Below are 19,739 nucleotides of genomic sequence, written 5' to 3' on the forward strand. Positions count from 1 at the left end.
TATAAAAAACTTTGACGAGGTTTTTTGCTTTAAAGTTAAGGGGTTAGGGGCGAATTGAATGGTAAATAAATAGATGATTTCAACGCTTCATTAACCATAAAACGGCATGATCGACCTATTGGAATTTCCGAAAATTGAATAAAACTGAGCCAAGACATGTTGCTGCCAAAAGGCACCCCAAAACATAATCGTTTGCTGCAATGGTGCCCAAAATGCGCACTGACTGTCAGTGTGTTTGCGATTGGCAGCGGATCGGCTGCGTTGGCTGAGGATTTGCTTTATCCGTTTGATCTTTCAACAAGCTTGAGCCTTCGTGGTGGCTACGAGATGAAAGATGGTGTGGGGCAGAGTTATTTGGAAGCGACGCCAGAGATTAGTGCCACACGCAGCGATGAAGATTGGACTCTTTCTGGCAGTGCTTCGGCCACGTTCGACAAATATCAAAAGGATAATAGTGGCGTGCGGGCCATAAATTTGGATGGCGCGGTGAGCTATCAATTTACCCGACGCACCAAGATCGATGCGGGACTAACCTATGGGTTGGATTTGCCGCGATTGAACGATGATGAATTGCCGGACGATGTGGCCGAAGCGCCGCTAAACCAAAATTTTGGTGCCAGTGCAACATTGTCGCATCAATTTAACAAAACCGCAGTTGAAGGTCGGCTTGGGTTGGCGCGTGCGCAGATGGGGCCGACCAAGCTAGACAATGATAGCCTTGTTGATAATGGCGATCAAAATAGTTGGAACATTTCCGTTGGCGGCCGGGTCAGTCGCGAGATTACTCCCATTGTCAGCGTGTTTTACGATACAGACACTAGCCGCACTATATATGATGCCGCGTCTGCTACTCTATCGGCTAAGCGCGATGGGTGGACATTTGATAATCGGCTAGGTGTGTCCGCTAATTTTAAAGACCGCTTGAGCGGTGAGGTCTCCATTGGGCAGTTGCGGCGCACCTATGATGACGCCAATTTGAATGATGTTTTGACCACATCTTATGGCGCAGCAATCACTTACCAATTGGGCAATAGCGCCGCGCTAGAATTGAGTGCAGATACTTCGCTGAGCCCGTCAACTGAACCGGGCGAGCCAAGCAAAATCACTGATAGTGTGACACTTGGTTTTAGCCAGCAGGTCAATAACCGTTTTGGATATACTGTTTCGGCAGATTTTGGCCGCGAGCATTATCAAGGTAGTGATCGCAATGCCGGGCGTTTTGGCCTTGGGCTTGAAGGCACATATGTGATCAACAGCTATGCAGCTGCTTATGCTGGATATCGCTATGAGGTCAGTGAAGACAGCGTTGATGGCGGTAGTCGCACCAACGCTATTGAGGCGGGATTGCGCTTTACGCGTCCTTGATCAATCCCTTGAGGAAACTCGGGTCCAAAGATTGCAACTCTCGCTGAAATCCTTGAGCAATATCTGGCCGGTCCAGTGCAAAAACAACATTGGCGGTGAGGAAGCCGATCTTTGACCCACAGTCAAAGCTTTGGCCTTTATATTTCACGCCAGTGAATTTTTGTTCTTCCATAAGGGTGCCCATAGCATCAGTGATCTGGATTTCACCGCCAGCGCCTTTGGATTGCTTTGAGATCAGATCAAAAATTTCAGGCTGGAGAATATAACGACCTGAAATAATCAAGTTTGAAGGCGCGTCCTCCTTGGCGGGTTTTTCAACCATTTGGGTGATGTTGAACCCTTCATCGGGGCCATCGCCGCGGCCGACGATGCCGTAAGAGCTAACCTCTTCAGGATCGATTTCTTCAACTGCGATGACGTTGCCGCCATTTTCATTATAGCTTTCCATCATCTGGCTCAAAACGCCAGGTTCAGCCCGCATCAACATATCGGGCAGCAGCAGCGCAAAGGGCTCATTGCCAACAATATCGCGCGCGCACCACACCGCATGGCCAAGGCCAAGCGGCTCTTGCTGGCGGGTGAAACTTGTTTGTCCCGGGCGGGGCAAACCTTCATCCAGCATTTGAAGCATGTCGTGTTTTTTGCGTTGATGCAGGGTGATTTCCAGCTCGACCTGTTTGTCGAAATGGTCCTCAATCACGCCCTTATTGCGGCCTGTTACGAACACAAAATGTTCGATACCAGCTTCGCGGGCTTCATCAACTGCATATTGAATAAGGGGCCGATCGACCACGGGCAGCATTTCTTTTGGCATGGCCTTGGTGGCAGGCAAAAAGCGGGTGCCTAAGCCGGCAACGGGAAACACTGCTGTACGAACTTTTTTGGCCAATTTTATCCCCTATATATGATTTATAAGCATAATTAGGTGCGTTTAAAGCTAATCGCAACCCTTTGCCAGTTAGATGGCAACACATTAGAATTCAGTTAAGGGGCAAAAAGATGAGCGTGTTGGTCACTGGCGGAGCCGGTTATATTGGCGGGCATATGGTGCTTCATCTCGTGGATGAAGGCGAAAAGGTCGTGGTGCTGGACAATTTGGTCACGGGCTTTCAATGGGCCATCGATGATCGAGCGGTTTTTGTTGAGGGCCATGCAGGCGATACCGAGCTGGTTGAGGAGCTCATCAAAACCCATGGCATCAAATCAATTCTGCATTTTGCCGGATCAATTGTGGTGCCCGAATCAGTCGAAAACCCTTTGAAATATTATCAAAACAACACGGCAACCACGCGCAATCTGATTGAAGCGGCCGTGAAGGGCGGGGTGGAGCATTTCATCTTTTCTTCTACTGCGGCTGTTTATGGCATGACGGGCAATGACCCGGTGTTTGAGGATGCTCAGCTCAACCCGATGTCGCCTTATGGCCGCTCCAAGTTGATGAGCGAGATGATGCTGCAGGATGTGGCAGCGGCTCACCCTATGCGCTATGGCGTTTTGCGCTATTTCAATGTGGCTGGTGCTGATCCGAGAGGTCGGTTGGGGCAATCTACACCACGGGCGACACACTTGATTAAAGTGGCATGCCAAGCGGCGTTGGGGCAGCGCGATCAGATGCAAATTTTCGGCACGGATTATGACACACCAGATGGCACAGCCTTGCGCGATTACATCCACGTGAGCGACTTGGTGGGGGCGCATGGCCTATTGTTGAACTATCTACGCGACGGCGGTTTGTCGACCACGCTTAACTGCGGATATGGTCGGGGCTATAGCGTGCGCGAAGTGGTTGAAACGGTGAAAAACGTCACCGGGGTAGATTTTACGGCGGAAGAAACTGCACGGCGTGCGGGTGACCCGGCGGCAGTTGTGGCGGGTGCTGATCGGGTGCGATCAATGCTTGGTTGGACACCGCAACATGACGATTTGCAGGGCATTGTGAACAATGCATATGCTTGGGAAAAATATCTTCTAACGCGCAATGATCGCCCGGAAATTGCCTAAATAGAAGGGCATGATCAAAGCGGGAATAAGGGGACAGATATGTTTTTGCGCGCTTTGATGATTCTGTGTTTTTTGGTGGTGTCGCAGGTTGGTTTTGCGGCGCCGCAACAAAGTTTTCCTGACTTTATCAAAGACTTTGAACGCCAAGCTGTGGCGGCAGGGATTTCGCGTGATTTCTATCGCCGCGTAACCAACGGGCTGACACCTGATCCAAAAATCAAAGTGGCGCAAGTGACGCAACCAGAGTTTGAGCGCCCGATCTGGGACTATGTGGACAAGCGCGTCAGCGCAGCGCAGATCAAACAGGGCCAGCAAAAATATCGCGCGAACAAAGCGATTTTCGATCGTGTATCGGCGGCCTATGGTGTCGACCCCTATGTGTTGGCTGCGATTTGGGGCATCGAAACCAATTATGGTTCAATCATGAACCAAGATATCTATTTCAAACCTGTCCTGCGGTCGTTGTTTTCACTGGTGCACCAACGGCGCGGACGTGTTGAAGCGGATGCAAAAGAATTGTTGCTGGTGTTGCAATTGATGCAATCGGGCAAAATGCCTGTCGATCAAAAAGGGTCTTGGGCCGGGGCCATGGGACATCTTCAAATTATGCCAACTGCCTATAGCAAACTAGCCATTGATTTTGACGGGAATGGCAAAATTGACGTGCATAATTCATTGGCGGATGCGCTTGCCTCTTCAGCGCGTTGGCTCTTGTCGCTCGGCTATGTGCCAGGCGAGGATTGGGGCATGGAAGTTGAGCTGCCACGCGGTTTTGATTATCGCCTTGCCGGACGCGATCAATTGCGGAATGTGCGGTTCTTTGCTGAACGCGGGGTGCAGCGCGTGGCTGGCCGTCAATTTGGTGACCTGAATCAACCCGTATTTCTTTATGTGCCTGCGGGCAAAAATGGCCCGAAATTTTTGATGGGACGCAACTATCTTGCCTTTAAGGGGTACAATTTCGCGGATTCTTACGCTTTGACGGTGGCGCATCTTACGGACCGATTGAAGGGTGTGGGGCCGTTTGCCCACGATTGGCCGCGCAATGCAGCATTTCTAAATCGAGACCAGCGGGTGGCATTGCAGCAGAAGCTGAGGCGTTTGGGATATTACAAGGGCGAGGTGGATGGACGGCTTGGGCCGATCAGCCAAAAATCGTTGCGGGCGTGGCAGTCGGACGCCGGGCTCGTGGTGGACGGCTTTGCCACCCGCGAGGTTTTTAATGTGCTGATGGCACAATGATATGCTAGATCAATCCTTATGACACACAATATGCGTGCACTTTGGCTGGTGATTTTGTTGGCGTTGATGCTGCCATTGGCGGTCGCGACGGTGTCAACTGCTGCCTATGCGCAGGAGCGCATTGAAGTGGCGCAAAATAATAGTGGCGAACGGCGCACCTTGTTCGACATTTTGTTTGGCCGCAAAAAGGAACAACCAAAACCGCAACAACAAAAGCGCACCACACCTCGCCGTAGCTCGCCGAGCGTGGCAGCACCAGTTAAGGTGAATACGATTGAAAAAGCGCCAGATGCGACTCGACTTTTGGTGATTGGCGACAGCCTTTCGATTGATCTGGCGAAAGGACTTGATCGGTTTTATGCCGAAGATCCACAGCTGAAAATTATCGGCGCTGGCGTAGGGTCGTCTGGCTTTGTGCGGGATGATTATTACGACTGGAATGATGCGATTGCCAAACGCATCGCCGCCGATGATTTTGATATGGTCGTGGTGGCAATTGGCACGAATGATCGGCAGGTTTTGCGCTCGTCCAGTGGTGTGTTTGATCCGCTGACGGAAGAATGGCGCGCGGCTTATCGTGATCGATTGGCAGAGTTTTTATCGCAATTGAAAGCTGCCAACAAACCTGCGGTTTGGGTGGGGCTGCCCCCCATGCGGTCGGGCTCCTATTCGTCAGCGATGAGCCAGATTTCTTCGATCCATCGGCTGGTGGCATTTGAGTTTGGCGCTGAATTTGTTGATATTTATGAGCGCTTTGTGGATGAAGATGGCAATTATTCCGCCTATGGCCCCGATTTGAACGGTCAGAATGCGCAGATGCGCAAGGGCGATGGAATTCACCTCACCGCGCGGGGCAATGACAAACTGTCATTTTTTGCCGATAAGTCGATCAGAACTTTTTATCGTGGCGGTGGCATAACGATTGCTGTGGCTGATCCGCTGGAAAATAGTGATGCTGCTGGTTTGCAGCGCCCGCCATTTCAAGGGTTGAGCCAAGTGCGAATGTTGGAAGTGGCAGGGGCAGTACGTCCGCTTGGAGAAAAGCCAAGGGCAGATGCAGGCGGATTGGTGGTGAAGTCAGCGCAATCGCAGCCCAGCGTGCGGTTGGAGCAACTTATGGATGCGCCAATTGGGCGGGCAGATGCGTTTGGTGTGGGGATTGACCCGGCAGCTGAAGAGGAAATACCTCAGCTGCCGAGATAATTGCTTGTTTGATGCTTAGCGGGGCAGGTTAGTGCCGCCCATCAAATCCATATCAATGGCGCGTGCCGCTTGGCGACCTTCGCGGATGGCCCAAACCACCAATGATTGACCGCGACGCATGTCACCTGCTGCATATACGCCTTGCACCGATGTCCGATAGGACATGGTATCGGCGAATAGGTTTTTGCGAGGATCAAGATCAGCGCCCAACTCAGCCAGTAGGCCTTCTTGCAGCGGGTGAGCAAAGCCAATGGCCATCAGCACCAAGTCTGCACGCAGGATAAACTCACCATCTTCAACGGGGGCGCGTTTCTCATCCACACGGGTGCATTTTACGCCAGTTACGTGGCCCAAATCATTGCCCACAATCTCAACGGTGGCCGCTTGGAACTCGCGGTTCGCCCCTTCAGCCTGGGAAGATGAGGTGCGCATCTTGATGGCCCAATGTGGCCAGCTTGTCAGCTTGTCTTCCTTTTCTGGCGGTTGCGGGCGAATGTCCAATTGCGTTACGGAAACAGCGCCTTGCCGGAATGCTGTACCCACGCAGTCAGATGCCGTGTCACCGCCACCAATTACGACCACTTTTTTGCCATTGGCCAGAATTGGTGCTTCATCGCCAATCTCTTCACCACTGACGCGTTTGTTTTGCTGGGTGAGGTAAGGCATCGCGAAATGCACGCCGCCCAAATCTTGGCCCTGACAACCCGGATCGCGTGGATGTTCAGCGCCACCAGAAAGCAGCACAGCATCATGGTTCTTTTGCAAATTGGCGAATGAACGGGTAACGCCGATATTTTCGTTGTAATGGAAGATCACGCCTTCGGCTTCCATTTGCTCGACGCGCCAATCAATATGGTGCTTTTCCATTTTAAAGTCTGGAATGCCATAGCGCAGCAAGCCACCAGCTTTGGCTTCGCGTTCATATACGTGCACCTCATGGCCAGCGCGAGCCAATTGTTGTGCAGCAGCCATGCCCGCAGGGCCAGAGCCAATGATCGCGACTTTTTTGCCTGTCTTTTTCTCCGCAATTTGCGGCTTTAGCCAGCCATTTCTAATGGCGCGGTCAGCAATAGTTTGCTCAATGGTTTTGATGGTGACCGGTTGGTCTTCCAAATTGAGCGTACATGCTTCTTCACATGGCGCCGGGCAAATGCGGCCTGTAAATTCAGGGAAATTATTGGTGGAATGAAGGTTCTCGGACGCTTCTTCCCAATCCCGCTGATAAACCAAATCATTCCAATCTGGAATTTGGTTGTTGACCGGGCAGCCCGTATTGCCGTGGCAATAGGGGATGCCGCAGTCCATGCAGCGAGACGCTTGCCTTACGATTTCACCTTCGGTGAGCGGCACGGCAAACTCATTATAGTGACGGACACGATCGGAAGCTGGCTCATAGCGCGCTTCTTGGCGATCGATTTCGAGAAAACCTGTATGCTTACCCATTTTTGATGCCTTTCTTACGCGCTTTGATTTTGGTCGTCAGCTTCAAGTCGTGCCTGTTCCATTTCCAGAATGGCGCGACGATATTCAACTGGCATAACTTTCACAAATTTGCTGCGATAGTCTTCCCAATTGTCGAGAATGAATTTGGCGCGAGATGAGCCTGTGTAATGCAGATGATTGGAAATCAGCTGGAACAACCGTTCATCATCATGCTTGGTCATGTCGCCGGAAATATCCACGCGGCCATGCCATTCAATGTCGCCACCATGGTGATGGTGTTCGCGCATCAAATCTTCTTCTTCAAGCACAGGCTCGAGATCAACCATGGCGAGGTTGCAGCGTGAGCGGAAGGTTTTATCTTCGTCAAGCACATAAGCCACGCCGCCGGACATACCTGCCGCAAAGTTGCGACCGGTTTCACCGATAACAACCACAACGCCGCCAGTCATATATTCACACCCGTGGTCGCCCAAGCCTTCCACAACGGCGATGGCGCCGGAGTTCCGCACTGCGAAACGTTCGCCAGCAAAGCCGCGGAAATAACACTCGCCTGATACGGCGCCATAAAGCACCGTGTTGCCGACAATGATGGAGTTTTCCGGCACGATGTTGGCGTTTTCTGGTGGGCGAACAACAATGCGTCCACCAGAAAGGCCCTTGCCCACATAATCGTTTGCTTCGCCTTGCAGATCAAAGCTGATGCCGTTGGTGAGGAATGCGCCGAAGGCTTGGCCAGCAATACCTTTCAGGTTTACGGCAATGGTGTCTTCGGGCAAGCCTTGCAGGCCATATTTCATGGCCACCGCGCCGGACAACATGGCACCGGCAGAACGATTTTTCGATCTAATGTCGATATCGAACTTAACGGGTTCGCCTTTTTCCAAAGCCTTCTTAGACTTCTCAATCAGGGTCTTGTCCAAGATGTCGTCAAGGCCGTGATCTTGTAGTTGCGAGTGGAAATAGGTGTCCCCCTCATACAAGTCGGGCTTGTAGAGCAATTTCGACAGATCAATGCCCTGTGCTTTGTTGTGTGGCACATCTTTGCGTTGGCGAAGCAGCTCGGTGCGGCCAACCAGCTCATTGATGGTTTTGACGCCGAGTTCGGCCATCAATTGGCGCAGCTCTTCGGCGACATAGAAGAAGTAATTCACCACATGGTCTGGCGTGCCTTTGAAGCGTTTACGCAACTCAGGATCTTGCGTGGCGATGCCTACAGGGCAGGTGTTGAGGTGGCATTTGCGCATCATCAAGCATCCCGCCGCAATCAATGGTGCGGTGGCAAAGCCAAATTCATCTGCGCCCAAAATCGCGCCGATCAAAACGTCACGGCCAGTTTTAAAGCCGCCATCGACTTGCAGTTTCACACGTGACCGCAAGCGGTTCATCACCAAGGTTTGGTGTGTCTCCGCAATGCCGATTTCCCAAGGGGAGCCAGCATGTTTGATGGAGGTGAGTGGCGATGCGCCTGTGCCGCCATCATATCCGGAGATGGTGATGTGGTCTGCGTGTGCTTTGGCCACGCCAGCCGCCACGGTGCCAACGCCTAGTTCAGACACAAGCTTCACCGAAATGTCGGCCACAGGGTTTACGTTTTTCAAATCATAGATCAGCTGGGCCAAATCTTCGATTGAATAAATATCGTGGTGTGGCGGTGGTGAGATCAGGCCCACGCCTGGTGTTGAGTGGCGTGTTTGCGCGATCACAGCATCCACTTTGTGGCCTGGCAATTGCCCGCCTTCACCCGGCTTGGCGCCTTGGGCGACCTTAATCTGGATCATATCTGAATTGACCAGATAATCGGTGGTGACGCCAAAGCGGCCGGACGCGACCTGCTTAATGGCTGAACGTTCAGGATTGCGGCTGCCGTCTGGCAAGGGGTTGTAGCGATCTGGTTCTTCGCCGCCTTCCCCTGTGTTGGATTTGCCGCCAATTTTGTTCATGGCGATGGCCAGCGATGTATGCGCTTCGCGCGAGATGGAGCCGAACGACATTGCGCCTGTAGAAAAGCGCTTTACGATGTCTTCGGCAGGTTCAACCTGATCAATATCAACTGGCTTGCCGGCTGGGGCCAACTCAAAAAAAGAGCGAATGGTCAAAAGCTGCTCGGATGCATCATTTACCGCAGACGCAAACGCATCATATTTTGCTTGCGCTGTTTGCGGCGATTGTTCGGCTGTGCGCACAGCGTGCTGCAGATCCGCAATCGTGTCTGGTGTCCAAGAGTGCTTTTCACCCCGAATACGGTAGGCATATTCACCGCCCACATCGAGGCTGTTTTTCAAGACGGCATCATTGCCGAAGGCCAACATGTGACGTTCGGCAGTTTCCTGTGCCACCTCTTTCAGGCCAACACCTTCGATTGAAGTGCCAGTGCCAAAGAAGAACTTTTTGACAAATTCGGTTGAAAGGCCAACAGCGTCGAAAATCTGCGCGCCGCAATAGGACTGGTAAGTCGAGATGCCCATTTTGGACATGATCTTTAATAGGCCTTTGCCGATCGATTTAATGTAACGAGACACACATTCTTGCTCGTCCACTTCTGGCGGGAAGTGGCCTTCGGCCTGCATGGCCGAGATCGTTTCAAACGCCAAATATGGGTTGATCGCTTCAGCACCATAACCTGCGAGCACAGCAAAATGGTGAATTTCGCGGGCTTCACCTGTTTCCACAACCAAGCCACATGATGTGCGCAAGCCTTTACGGATCAAATGGTGATGCACAGCTGCTGTGGCGAGCAAGGCAGGGATGGCAATCCGATCATGGGAGATCAAACGGTCTGACAGGACAATAATGTTCATGCCCAAACGCACGGCGCTTTCAGCGCGGTCGCAAATGGCTTCGAGGGCCACTTCCATCCAGTCGGCGCCTTTTTCAGCGGCGTAGGTGACGTCGATGGTCTCCGTCATAAACTGATTGTCGCCGATCGATCCGATGGTGCGGACTTTTTCCAGATCTTCGTTGGTCAGAATAGGCTGACGCACTTCTAGGCGCTTGCGCTCTGAAAGACCTTTTAGATCAAACAGGTTCGGGCGCGGCCCGATGAAGGAGATCAAGCTCATCACCGATTCTTCGCGGATCGGATCAATTGGTGGGTTGGTTACCTGCGCAAAGTTCTGCTTGAAATAGGAATAGAGCAGCTTCGATTTTGACGATAGCGCAGAGATTGGTGTGTCTGTGCCCATTGAGCCCACACCTTCTTGCCCCGTTGTTGCCATCGGTGGCAGCAAAAATTTGATGTCTTCCTGCGTGTAGCCAAAGGCTTGCTGGCGGTCCAACAGGCTATCGAAGGGTTGTACCGGTTGACGGTCAACGCCTGGCGCATCTTCAAGCACGATTTGTGTGCGAGAGAGCCACTTTTGATATGGGTTTTTCTTGGCGAGTTCGGTTTTCACCTCATCGTCAGAGATCATCTTGTTGTTTTCGAGGTCGACCAACAGCATTTTGCCGGGCTGCAAACGCCATTTTTCAACGATATCTTCTTCTGGAATGTCCAACACGCCAGATTCTGAGGCCAAGATGATTTGATTGTTTTTAGTGACGCAATAGCGAGCAGGGCGCAGGCCGTTACGGTCCAATGTGGCTGTGATGTAGCGACCATCGGTCATCACCATGGCGGCAGGGCCGTCCCACGGCTCCATCAGCGCGGCGTGATATTCGTAAAAGGCGCGGCGCTCATCATCCATCAGCGGGTTGCCTGCCCATGCTTGTGGCACCATCATCATGGCGGCGTGAGGCAATTTATAGCCACCACGCACAAGGAATTCGAGGGCATTGTCGAAACAAGCCGTGTCTGACTGACCTTCATAAGAGATCGGCCAAATTTTGGTGATGTCGTTGCCGAATTTGTCGGACGCAACAGACGCTTGACGCGCAGCCATCCAGTTCACATTGCCGCGGATGGTGTTGATTTCACCATTGTGCGCCACAAAGCGATATGGGTGGGCAAGTTTCCAAGACGGGAAAGTGTTGGTGGAGAAGCGCTGGTGCACCAAAGCCAATGCCGATCTAAAATCCGGGTCTGTGAGATCGGGATAAAACGGGCCAAGCTGTTCCGCCAAGAACATGCCTTTATAAACAATTGTGCGGGCCGAGAAGGACACCACATAAAAGCCATTGTCGCTGTCGGCTTCTGGCAACTCGCGATAGATTGTGTTGGAGATCACTTTGCGCGTGATCAGCAATTTTGTTTCAAACTCTTCGTCGCTCAGGCCTTCCGGACGGGCAACAAAGACTTGTTCAATAATGGGCTGGGTAGCGATAACGCCTTCAGACAATGAAGAATTATCTGCTGGTACTTCGCGTGTGCCGAGAATTTCCAAGCCTTCGGCGCGGGCGCAATTGATCAGCTTTTCAGCGCACTTCGCTTTTAACTTTTCGTCGTTCGGATAGAACAACATTGCCACAGCATATTGGCCGGTTTCCGGCAGCTCAAAATCGACAGATTTTACGAAAAAGCCGTGGGGGATTTGCACCAACATGCCGGCGCCATCGCCCATTAAAGGGTCTGCCCCAACGGCACCGCGGTGGGTCAAATTGATCAAAATTTTCAGGCCAGATTCAACAATGTCGTGGGAAGCGCTATTGTCGATATTGGCGATCATGCCCAAACCACAGGCGTCATGCTCGTTGGCTGGGTCGTAAAGACCCACCGGTTTGGGGCGGCCATTTGCTGGTTTGGCAGGCATTACCCGCACGTCACGCAAAGCTTGGTCATTTTTGTTGGCCATAAGCCCCTCCATAATAGTCACTGCCATTTCGCACCGCAGGCGCGAAATTTGGGTCAGGTTTACATATGCAGTGCGTTATGAATCGCATTCACAACGCGCCGTTCGCGACAAGCGCAATTTTTCCTAAAATGGGCGATAGTGATCGTTTTATGATCTTCTTTTCGCGCCCAATCGAGCCTTATCTTGGCTCTCCCCCAGAGTGCTATACACAGCTTATGACACAAAAATATAAGGCTGTTGCGTTAAATGCAACTTGCGCCTTTCGGTCATTTGGTATGGACAGTATTGCTGTCCTATTTTTTGAGCGGAGATTATTCGAAATCACTTGGATGGGCAAGAGGGGCGATCAAGTTTTTTTGTCGCACGGCGGCAATAAGTTGAGGCCAAATACAAGTGGGGCACAACATGTTGTGGTTGCGCCCCGACAATCAGTCAATCTGTTGACGATTCGTCAGCTTAGTTTTTCACTTCGCTTTCGATTTTTTTGTGCTCGACGCTTCCTTCTGATCCGATGGAAATTTTGCGTGGGCGCTTGCTTTCCGGCAGTTCGCGCGCCAATTCGATGTGCAAAAGGCCATTTTCAAGATCAGCACCGCGAACCTCAACATAGTCCGCTAACTTAAAGCGACGCTCGAATGAACGTTCGGCAATGCCGCGATGGAGGAAATCGCGTGCTTGCTCAGATTCGCTTTGCGATTTTGCGCCTTTGACGATGATCGCGTTTTCCTTGGTCTCGATCACCAAATCATCCTTTGAGAACCCAGCGACAGCCATGGAGATGCGATAGGTATCTTCGCCTGTGCGCTCAATATTATAGGGCGGGAAGGCGTTGGTTTCTTGTGGTGAGAGATCGTCTAGCAAGTTGAACAAGCGGTCAAAGCCAACAGTTGAGCGATAGAATGGGGATAGATCCAAAGTGTTCATGGCATATTCTCCTTTAGAAGCAATATGAACGTTTCAAGATCCCAGTATGGGCATCCTGCTTGGTTTTTATGCCAGCCCCCTTTTGGGCCGCTGACAATTATTAATTTGGGGCTTTAAATTTGGATTTCAAGAGGGGGCAGTTGGAAAATCCTTGCCTGATATTGCTCAAGCTTTTCAGCTTGTTAGCAGATGAACGGAAAATGAACGGGAGATTATAAGTTGGTTCAGTCAGGTTTTTATAGGTTGGATCCTGCAAGCCACTTAAATGTCTGATCATGGCTTGCAACAACCTTAACCGGAACATCATCATCCGCCCCCCGCATGATGTTCCACCCCAATAAGCCAGCAATTTTTTAAATTGCTGGCTTTATTTGTTTTCACCTTGCAACACACCCCCTTTGCTACCTAAATGAAGTGCACGCAATGCGATTGTCGCTGAGGAGATAAAATGAACGCGCCCAATAAAGTGATGGGGCCTGAATTGGCCAACATTCCCAGCAACCCGATTCCTTCTGGCGCGCGGGCTGGTTTTTTCAAAACCAAGGACAATGTGCAATTGCGTTATGCCTTATGGCCGCGATTGGGCAACAAAAATAAGGGCACGATTTGTTTGGTGCAGGGGCGCACGGAATATATCGAGAAATATTTCGAGACCATTTATGATTTCCAGCAACGCGGCTTTGCGGTGGCGACGTTTGATTGGCGTGGGCAAGGCGGCTCGGATCGGCTGATCGCCAATCCGCAATTGGGACATGTCGAACATTTCAATGATTTTGTTTCTGACCTCGTGGCGTTCCATGCAGATATTTTGCTGCCAGATTGTCCCGCACCATTCTATTTGGTGGGCCATTCGATGGGCGGCTTGGCGTCATTGTTTGCGGCCACACGCGACCGGTTGATGTTTGACCGGGTGTTTTTAAGCGCGCCAATGGTGTCGCTGGATTTGGGCGTGAGCATCTCAACGGGCAAAAATCTAGTTCAGTTTCTGAAATTTTTAGGTGCAGGGCATTTGCCGATGCAACCGTGGAAATTTCCACGCCCCAGCGCCAAGACCTTTCCGGGTAACGAGCTGACTTCAGACCATGGGCGCTATATGCGGATGGTGAAAACGCTGGAGCATCGGCCTGATTTGTTGATCTCTGCTCCCACAATTGGGTGGACGGCCGCTAGCCTTGCGGCGATGGAGCAGGCAACGGCGCCTGAGTTTGGCCAAAAAGTTAAGTTACCAGTTTTGATGTTGGCAGCGGCAGATGACCGGGTTGTGTCGACAGCAGCGATTGAGCATTTGGGCATGAGCATGCGCACTGGGCGTCATGCGGTTTTGCCCAATGCACGGCATGAAATATTTATGGAAAATGATGGCATCCGCTCGCAAGCATTTGCAGCCTTCGATGCCTTTATCACAGAGCAGGGACGATAATGAGCACCCATCACCACCAGATCAGCTGGCGCAATATAGAGACGCAGGGTCTGGAGCTGGTGCGTGTGGAGTTTACTCCATCATTGATTGATGTTTCCGGGCGTGTGGTTGGGCAAGATGGCGGCGCGCCCTTCGCCCTTGATTATGCGTTAGAACTGGATGTGGATTGGCAATTGCTGCGTGCAGACCTTCGTTTGCTCGATGGCCACAGCCTTTCCCTACGCCGTGCCGATGCGGGGCACTGGTTGAACGGTTATGAGGTGACCATCCCAGCGCTCGAGGGCGCAGTGGATATTGATATTTTTGCGACGCCATTCACCAACAGCTTGCCGATCAATCGGCTTAAACTTGGGCAAGGAGACCATGCGCAGGCTGACGTGATCTATATTGCTGATTTGGACCTGACGCCGACCATGGCGCAGCAAAGCTACAAGCGTCCAGGTGAAAGCACCTACGCATATGAAAGCCTAACGACAGGCTTTCAAACCAGTTTTGACGTGGATGAAAATGGCTATGTGCTCAATTACCCAGATTTGTTTGAGCGTGTTTGCTAGTCAGTGGCGTGCGGTGCCAAATATTTGAGCGCTTTTTTATAGATATCTTCATTGGCTGCGGCGATGACTTGCCCGCCATGCACAGCAGACTTGCCCGACCAGGTTGTGACAATGCCGCCTGCTTCTTCCACCAAGGGAATCATTGCGGCAATGTCCACATCCTTTAACCCTTCTTCGACCACCAATTCGCCGTGACCAGCGGCCAACATGGCGTAGCCATAGCAATCCAATCCATACCGTGCGAGCTTTACAGCATCTTCAAGCCGGTCATAGGCGGACCCAGTTTGCTCGGTGAGAAAGATGCGCGGCGAGGTGGTGAACATGCGGGCATCATCAAGATCAGTGACTTGGCTGGTTTTGAGAGTTGCCGATTCTGCGTTGCGTTCAACAAGCGCGCCTTCGCCTTTGATGGCGATAAAGTTTTCGCCGATATGGGGTTGGCTCATGAGCCCGGCAATAGGCAAGTTATTGTGGGTGAGGGCGATCAATGTGCCCCAAACTGGCAAGCCAGAAATGAAGGCGCGGGTGCCGTCGATCGGGTCGATCACCCAGTTAAACGGACTGTCGCTTTGCTGGTTGGCCAGCTCTTCGCCGCTGATTCCGTGATTCGGAAAATACTTGTTTATGACCTTGCGGATCGCCATTTCGGCCTGTTTGTCGGCCTCGGTTACAGGATCAAAGCCTTGGTCTAATTTGTTCTCAATGGCGATAAAAGTGCGAAAATAGGCATTGGTGATCTTGGACGCTTCGGCAGACGCCTCGCGCAATAGATCATTGATTTCGCTTATTTTAATTTCGCTGTTCCAGTCTGAATTCATCAGTTCTTATCGCCTTTTATTTGCCTGTGTGCCAGAAGAATACAATTGTTAATAAATTGTACACTTTTTCACCTTAGCTTTGATTATGAGACAACTTGTATTATCCTAAATAATGGTAGTTGGATCGTTTGCAATTCTGGGCACTCAGTTCACCCCAGTAAGTGCATGATGCATTAGCAGCTCACTGATCTGACAGCGTCGAGCTGCTGACGTTTCCTCCCTTGACTTTGGGCCGCTTTGGGCGGCCCCCTTTTTCGAGATCAGTCCAGTTATGTTGGGGTTTATTCGGCTGCGAGCTGCTGATCAAGCAATTCGTTTAGATCAAGCCGCGTATAGAGTGCGATCAGTTTTTGCAAAATGGCTTGGATCGACGCAAAATTTTGCGTTTTCTCTAGGCTCGCTTCATTCATATAAAGATGGCGTCCAATTTCAATTTGAAGCGCATGCACATTGTTATGGGGTTGGCCATAAGCCTTAGTGATAAAGCCGCCGGCATAGGGGCGATTGCGGGCCACTTTCAGCCCCGCTGTGGTGAACAGCGTATCAGTCAATTCCACCAAAATGGGGTGACAAGCGCTACCATGTCGGTCGCCCAAAACAATGTCGGGCGCATTGGAATTGCCAGATTTGTCGAGATTGGGCATGGAATGACAATCAATCAACACTGCAATACCAAACCTGTTCAAGGTTTGGGTGAGCAAGGTTTGCAGCGTGTTGTGGTAGGGCTTGTAAATGCCTTCAATCCGCATCAGCGCATCGTCATGGCTTAGTTTTTCGCGATAGATCGGTTTACGTTCGGCGACGATCTTTGCGATGGTGCCCAAGCCAGCTGCAACGCGGGGTGACCCCGTATTGTAATTTGGTTTGAGTGGCTCGTGAAACATTTTCGGATCGAGCTCATAGGGCTCGCGGTTCACGTCCAGATAAGCGCGTGGGAAATGGGCGCGCAGCATCATCGCGCCCATGTGGGGCGCGCGCTCAAATAGCTCATCCACATAGGCATCTTCAGATTGCCGAATAGAAAGATTATCGAGCCGGGTCATTTCGAGAAAACGGTTTGGATAGTCGCGCCCGGAATGGGCGGAGTTGAACACGAACGGCATGCGTTGCAAGCGCGGTCGGATGGTTTCAAATGCGGGCCGATCGGCAAAATCTGAGTTCAAACCATTCTCCCTTCGGCGACAATTTGTTTGCGCATTGTGGCATAATTACAGTTTGCCCAAAACGGGATGAAAAATCTAGAGCAACTTATTGTTTCGCGAAACAATAATGAGCGGCAGGATTATTCCGCCTTAAAACAAATAATCCCTTGATAGGGGCCGGAAATCGGGGCAAAATCGCGAATCAGTGCAATCGGGTCAGGGGACATCAGCAATGCGTCGCATTTTGCTTGCAGAAGACGATAACGACATGCGTAAATTTTTGACGCGTGCGCTTTCCAGTGCAGGCTATGATGTTGTTGCGTTTGATAATGGACGCTCCGCTTATGAGAAATTGCGCGAAGAGCCATTCACATTGCTTTTGTCTGATATTGTGATGCCGGAAATGGATGGCATTGAGCTGGCGCGTCGGGCCACTGAGTTGGACCCTGACTTGAAAGTTATGTTCATCACCGGGTTTGCTGCCGTTGCGCTTAACCCTGACAGCGAAGCGCCGAAAGATGCTTCTGTTTTGTCGAAGCCTTTCCATTTGAAAGATTTGGTGGATGAGGTAGAGCGCTTGCTGGCTGCCTAGTCTGGTCTGCCGCTAAATTTCACCGTTGAAATATGAACTGATGCGTTGATGCATGGGCGCCATGTCGGCATCTGAGGGCATATGCGCGCTGTGTTCAAGAATTTCCATGTGCGCCATGGGCAGGCTTTGCTTGGCGTTGGCCAAGGTTGGGGCGTGCGGGAACACAAAGTCTTTTTGCGCGAAGATCGCAAAGGTTGGCGTTACGCGATCTTCAAAATCGCCGCTTTTGAAGGGCCCCGCGGGGCGGTGTCGCCAAAACTCTGTATATCGGATCACGCCATCAAAATAGTCTAGATTTTCCGGCGTCAGGCTGCGTGACAGTGGCCGGGCAATGCGCTTGAGCCAATCGTGGCTGATCGTGTCCGGATCATGAAACGGCCACCAGCGATAGGTGAGCCAATTCACAGCGAGCCCTAGATATAATTTTAGATAAGGCAGGTTGGGGGTTAGGCCCGCAGGTACAATCAGTGCTTGTTTGCCCACACGCTCCGGTGCCATCGCCGTCATTTCCAAAGCAATCGAGCCGCCAAAGCTGGCGGACGCTATGCCAACCTTGTGCAGGTTGAGTTGATCCAAAACCTCAAATGCCCATTTGCCGTAAGCGCCCTTTTTGTTGGGAAAAGGCCGGTCTTCAGAGTGGCCGGGTTGGCCGATCAAGTCCGGTGCGATCAATAAATGTGACTTTTGCAGTTCGGCGAAAAAGTCCAGCATCATTGGGCCAGCAATTGACATGCCGGGCAGGATGAAAAGTGGAGGCGCGGCTGGGTCGCCGGCAATCGACAAGAAGGTTTGGCCATAAGATGTGGGCACCATTTTGTGCCGCAGCGGGAATGGCAATTCATCTATCGATTTTTGATAAAGGGACCATAGGCGCGCGCGCCCCGCGTGCGAGCGATAGACAGAGTTGCGCGGCAAAGGCTTGGCCGGATCTGCGAGCCGCAAGAGCGCCTGATCTGTGGGCAGATGGTTCATGTTCGATCACCCAACGGGTCAATGATGGTGATTTTGACGCCATCTTTTTCAAGGCTATCGCGTGTGCGATTGAATAGGTCTTCGTGTGTGAATGAAGGTAGGCGCGGATATTCGTGATGTAGAAAATGGTGATTGTTCAGCCAAAAGAACGGGCAAATTACCCATTCCCAAATCCGTTCCCCATGGATGATGCGGGTTGTGCGGCGGCGGTCTGGCGTTTGTTCCGCATCGTGCAGCAGCCGATGTGAGGTAGAGATGATGGCAGAGGCGAGTGATGCAGGGCCAAGCCACAAGAAGAATGTTTCTATAGGTGCGATGATTAAAAGTGTTAGCAAAACGATGATTTGCACCGCAATGCGTATATATGCACCAACGATAAATCGGGGGGACAGCTCTTTGTTGCGCGCGGCAATGATGAAGAGCCGCAAATAGTGCAGGGGCACAAAAAGCGCGAGAATAAAGCCCACCAAAATCGAATGTTTTTGCATCCAATAGTCTGGATCAAGCGCAGGATCATTGGTGTTGGAATGGTGACGCAAATGCAAAAACTTAAAGGTGGGGAAATCATAGAGCAGCATTAAAGAATGGATGCTGCCCACAACCTGATCCAGCCATTGATGTTTCCCGCTGCCAGAAATGGTTTTGTGCGAGGCCTCGTGGGCCAAGGCAAAGCTGACATGGATGCATAAAAAGCTGACAATTGCGGCGGCCCATAGGGGGCAGGTGCCAAACAAGGTTGCCGCAAGATTGATCAAAAATACAGACACCACAAAGATCGAGACCACCAAAGTTGGCCAAGCAATTTTTCCGTGGTGCGCTTTTAGAATTTCTCGCGCCATTTGTTTGTGGTCGGTAGACATTGAACACCCAAAACCTTCGGTCTGGTGATTAGTATGCAAGTCAATAATTGATCTGTCTAGTTCTGGATATTCGGCCTTATTTATGATTTGGCCTATTGACCTAACTATCAGTTTTATGGTCTATCAGCGTCGCACTGATTTTACCGTCAGTTTCGCAAAAAGATGGGCGTGTAGCTCAGCGGGAGAGCACTACGTTGACATCGTAGGGGTCACTGGTTCAATCCCAGTCACGCCCACCATCTTTTCTTCAGATATTTTTGATGTTTTGGGGCTTGCTGCCCATGGATTTTGCGCGCAATTCACAACCCTAAGTGGCGTTATGGTGCATTTTGCGCGTATGATTTAAGTGGTTGTTATATAAGCAATTTATTGTCACATAAGTTTCATATTGCGTTAGGAAATTGGCGACAATTGAGGATCAATATCGCGCGTATATTCTTTAATGATGAAATATCAGGTTGCGCCCAATATGACCT

The 19,739-nt window shown here is 51.2% G+C and carries 15 protein-coding genes and 1 tRNA gene; 8 read left to right on the forward strand and 8 right to left on the reverse strand.

Going from position 1 to position 19,739, the window contains the following annotated elements; genetic code table 11:
• Window positions 1-156 precede the first annotated feature (156 nt).
• Window positions 157-1,365 carry an outer membrane beta-barrel protein gene (locus ACP15Y_RS13415; protein ID WP_424983612.1) on the forward strand — a complete coding sequence of 403 codons (1,209 nt, stop codon included), beginning with the start codon at window positions 157-159 and terminating at the stop codon, window positions 1,363-1,365.
• Here ACP15Y_RS13415 and galU read toward each other — a convergent pair.
• Window positions 1,352-2,260, reverse strand: a complete 909-nt coding sequence (gene galU / locus ACP15Y_RS13420; protein WP_424983847.1) for a UTP--glucose-1-phosphate uridylyltransferase GalU — start codon at window positions 2,258-2,260, stop codon at window positions 1,352-1,354. The genes ACP15Y_RS13415 and galU overlap by 14 nt on opposite strands.
• 104 nt (window positions 2,261-2,364) lie before the next feature.
• Between galU and galE the strand changes: the two genes are divergently transcribed.
• The 3 genes from galE to ACP15Y_RS13435 are packed head-to-tail and all read left to right on the forward strand — an operon-like array spanning window position 2,365 to window position 5,811.
• Window positions 2,365-3,366: a UDP-glucose 4-epimerase GalE gene (gene galE, locus ACP15Y_RS13425; RefSeq protein WP_424983613.1), complete on the forward strand. Its 1,002-nt coding sequence runs from the start codon at window positions 2,365-2,367 to the stop codon at window positions 3,364-3,366.
• A gap of 39 nt (window positions 3,367-3,405) precedes the next feature.
• Window positions 3,406-4,608 carry a lytic murein transglycosylase gene (locus tag ACP15Y_RS13430; RefSeq protein WP_424983615.1) on the forward strand — a complete coding sequence of 401 codons (1,203 nt, stop codon included), beginning with the start codon at window positions 3,406-3,408 and terminating at the stop codon, window positions 4,606-4,608.
• A gap of 30 nt (window positions 4,609-4,638) precedes the next feature.
• Complete coding sequence (locus ACP15Y_RS13435; RefSeq protein WP_424983616.1) at window positions 4,639-5,811, forward strand: DUF459 domain-containing protein; 1,173 nt, start codon at window positions 4,639-4,641, stop codon at window positions 5,809-5,811.
• 15 nt (window positions 5,812-5,826) lie between these two features.
• Here the strand turns inward: ACP15Y_RS13435 and ACP15Y_RS13440 are convergent, their stop codons facing one another.
• The 3 genes from ACP15Y_RS13440 to ACP15Y_RS13450 all read right to left on the reverse strand — a co-directional run bounded on the left by ACP15Y_RS13440 (window position 5,827) and on the right by ACP15Y_RS13450 (window position 12,905).
• Window positions 5,827-7,254 carry a glutamate synthase subunit beta gene (locus ACP15Y_RS13440; protein WP_424983617.1) on the reverse strand — a complete coding sequence of 476 codons (1,428 nt, stop codon included), beginning with the start codon at window positions 7,252-7,254 and terminating at the stop codon, window positions 5,827-5,829.
• Window positions 7,255-7,268: 14 nt separating this feature from the next.
• Window positions 7,269-11,981, reverse strand: a complete 4,713-nt coding sequence (gltB, locus tag ACP15Y_RS13445; protein WP_424983619.1) for a glutamate synthase large subunit — start codon at window positions 11,979-11,981, stop codon at window positions 7,269-7,271.
• A gap of 456 nt (window positions 11,982-12,437) precedes the next feature.
• Window positions 12,438-12,905, reverse strand: coding sequence for an Hsp20 family protein (locus ACP15Y_RS13450; RefSeq protein WP_424983620.1), 468 nt, complete (start codon window positions 12,903-12,905; stop codon window positions 12,438-12,440).
• A 448-nt stretch (window positions 12,906-13,353) separates the two neighbouring features.
• On the opposite strand from ACP15Y_RS13450, the gene ACP15Y_RS13455 reads away from it, so the two are divergent.
• Window positions 13,354-14,325: an alpha/beta fold hydrolase gene (locus ACP15Y_RS13455; protein WP_424983621.1), complete on the forward strand. Its 972-nt coding sequence runs from the start codon at window positions 13,354-13,356 to the stop codon at window positions 14,323-14,325.
• Complete coding sequence (locus tag ACP15Y_RS13460; RefSeq protein WP_424983622.1) at window positions 14,325-14,879, forward strand: putative glycolipid-binding domain-containing protein; 555 nt, start codon at window positions 14,325-14,327, stop codon at window positions 14,877-14,879. The genes ACP15Y_RS13455 and ACP15Y_RS13460 overlap by 1 nt, the downstream gene beginning before the upstream one ends.
• Here the strand turns inward: ACP15Y_RS13460 and hisN are convergent.
• Window positions 14,876-15,697, reverse strand: a complete 822-nt coding sequence (hisN, locus tag ACP15Y_RS13465) for a histidinol-phosphatase (RefSeq protein WP_424983623.1) — start codon at window positions 15,695-15,697, stop codon at window positions 14,876-14,878. The two genes, ACP15Y_RS13460 and hisN, sit on opposite strands and share 4 nt — an antisense overlap.
• A gap of 281 nt (window positions 15,698-15,978) precedes the next feature.
• The gene (locus ACP15Y_RS13470) at window positions 15,979-16,860 is read right to left on the reverse strand and encodes an N-formylglutamate amidohydrolase (protein ID WP_424983624.1); all 882 of its coding nucleotides are present in this window, start codon (window positions 16,858-16,860) and stop codon (window positions 15,979-15,981) included.
• Between the two features lie 211 nt (window positions 16,861-17,071).
• Here ACP15Y_RS13470 and cpdR point away from each other — a divergent pair, with 211 nt between their 5' ends.
• On the forward strand, window positions 17,072-17,431 hold the full coding sequence (gene cpdR / locus ACP15Y_RS13475; protein WP_027835038.1) for a cell cycle two-component system response regulator CpdR: 360 nt from the start codon (window positions 17,072-17,074) through the stop codon (window positions 17,429-17,431).
• 12 nt (window positions 17,432-17,443) lie between these two features.
• Here cpdR and ACP15Y_RS13480 read toward each other — a convergent pair whose 3' ends face one another.
• Both ACP15Y_RS13480 and ACP15Y_RS13485 read right to left on the reverse strand, forming a co-directional pair.
• The gene (locus tag ACP15Y_RS13480) at window positions 17,444-18,403 is read right to left on the reverse strand and encodes an alpha/beta fold hydrolase (RefSeq protein ID WP_424983625.1); all 960 of its coding nucleotides are present in this window, start codon (window positions 18,401-18,403) and stop codon (window positions 17,444-17,446) included.
• Complete coding sequence (locus ACP15Y_RS13485) at window positions 18,400-19,263, reverse strand: fatty acid desaturase family protein (RefSeq protein WP_424983626.1); 864 nt, start codon at window positions 19,261-19,263, stop codon at window positions 18,400-18,402. The genes ACP15Y_RS13480 and ACP15Y_RS13485 overlap by 4 nt, the downstream gene beginning before the upstream one ends.
• Window positions 19,264-19,427: 164 nt before the next feature.
• Between ACP15Y_RS13485 and ACP15Y_RS13490 the strand changes: the two genes are divergently transcribed.
• Window positions 19,428-19,502, forward strand: a tRNA-Val gene (locus tag ACP15Y_RS13490).
• The last annotated feature ends 237 nt before the right edge of the window (window positions 19,503-19,739 follow it).

This window comes from Maritalea sp. S77 (assembly GCF_049801075.1).
In the GTDB taxonomy this organism is placed as follows: Bacteria; Pseudomonadota; Alphaproteobacteria; order Rhizobiales; family Devosiaceae; genus Maritalea.

What these genes read in the sequence shown, in the direction of transcription:
- ACP15Y_RS13415 (WP_424983612.1), top strand. Translation starts at nt 157, where the DNA reads ATGTTGCTGCCAAAAGGCACCCCAAAACATAATCGTTTGCTGCAATGG.
- galE (WP_424983613.1), top strand. Translation starts at nt 2,365, where the DNA reads ATGAGCGTGTTGGTCACTGGCGGAGCCGGTTATATTGGCGGGCATATG.
- ACP15Y_RS13430 (WP_424983615.1), top strand. Translation starts at nt 3,406, where the DNA reads ATGTTTTTGCGCGCTTTGATGATTCTGTGTTTTTTGGTGGTGTCGCAG.
- ACP15Y_RS13435 (WP_424983616.1), top strand. Translation starts at nt 4,639, where the DNA reads ATGCGTGCACTTTGGCTGGTGATTTTGTTGGCGTTGATGCTGCCATTG.
- ACP15Y_RS13440 (WP_424983617.1), bottom strand. Translation starts at nt 7,254, where the DNA reads ATGGGTAAGCATACAGGTTTTCTCGAAATCGATCGCCAAGAAGCGCGC.
- gltB (WP_424983619.1), bottom strand. Translation starts at nt 11,981, where the DNA reads ATGGCCAACAAAAATGACCAAGCTTTGCGTGACGTGCGGGTAATGCCT.
- ACP15Y_RS13450 (WP_424983620.1), bottom strand. Translation starts at nt 12,905, where the DNA reads ATGAACACTTTGGATCTATCCCCATTCTATCGCTCAACTGTTGGCTTT.
- ACP15Y_RS13455 (WP_424983621.1), top strand. Translation starts at nt 13,354, where the DNA reads ATGAACGCGCCCAATAAAGTGATGGGGCCTGAATTGGCCAACATTCCC.
- ACP15Y_RS13460 (WP_424983622.1), top strand. Translation starts at nt 14,325, where the DNA reads ATGAGCACCCATCACCACCAGATCAGCTGGCGCAATATAGAGACGCAG.
- hisN (WP_424983623.1), bottom strand. Translation starts at nt 15,697, where the DNA reads ATGAATTCAGACTGGAACAGCGAAATTAAAATAAGCGAAATCAATGAT.
- cpdR (WP_027835038.1), top strand. Translation starts at nt 17,072, where the DNA reads ATGCGTCGCATTTTGCTTGCAGAAGACGATAACGACATGCGTAAATTT.
- ACP15Y_RS13480 (WP_424983625.1), bottom strand. Translation starts at nt 18,403, where the DNA reads ATGAACCATCTGCCCACAGATCAGGCGCTCTTGCGGCTCGCAGATCCG.
- ACP15Y_RS13485 (WP_424983626.1), bottom strand. Translation starts at nt 19,263, where the DNA reads ATGTCTACCGACCACAAACAAATGGCGCGAGAAATTCTAAAAGCGCAC.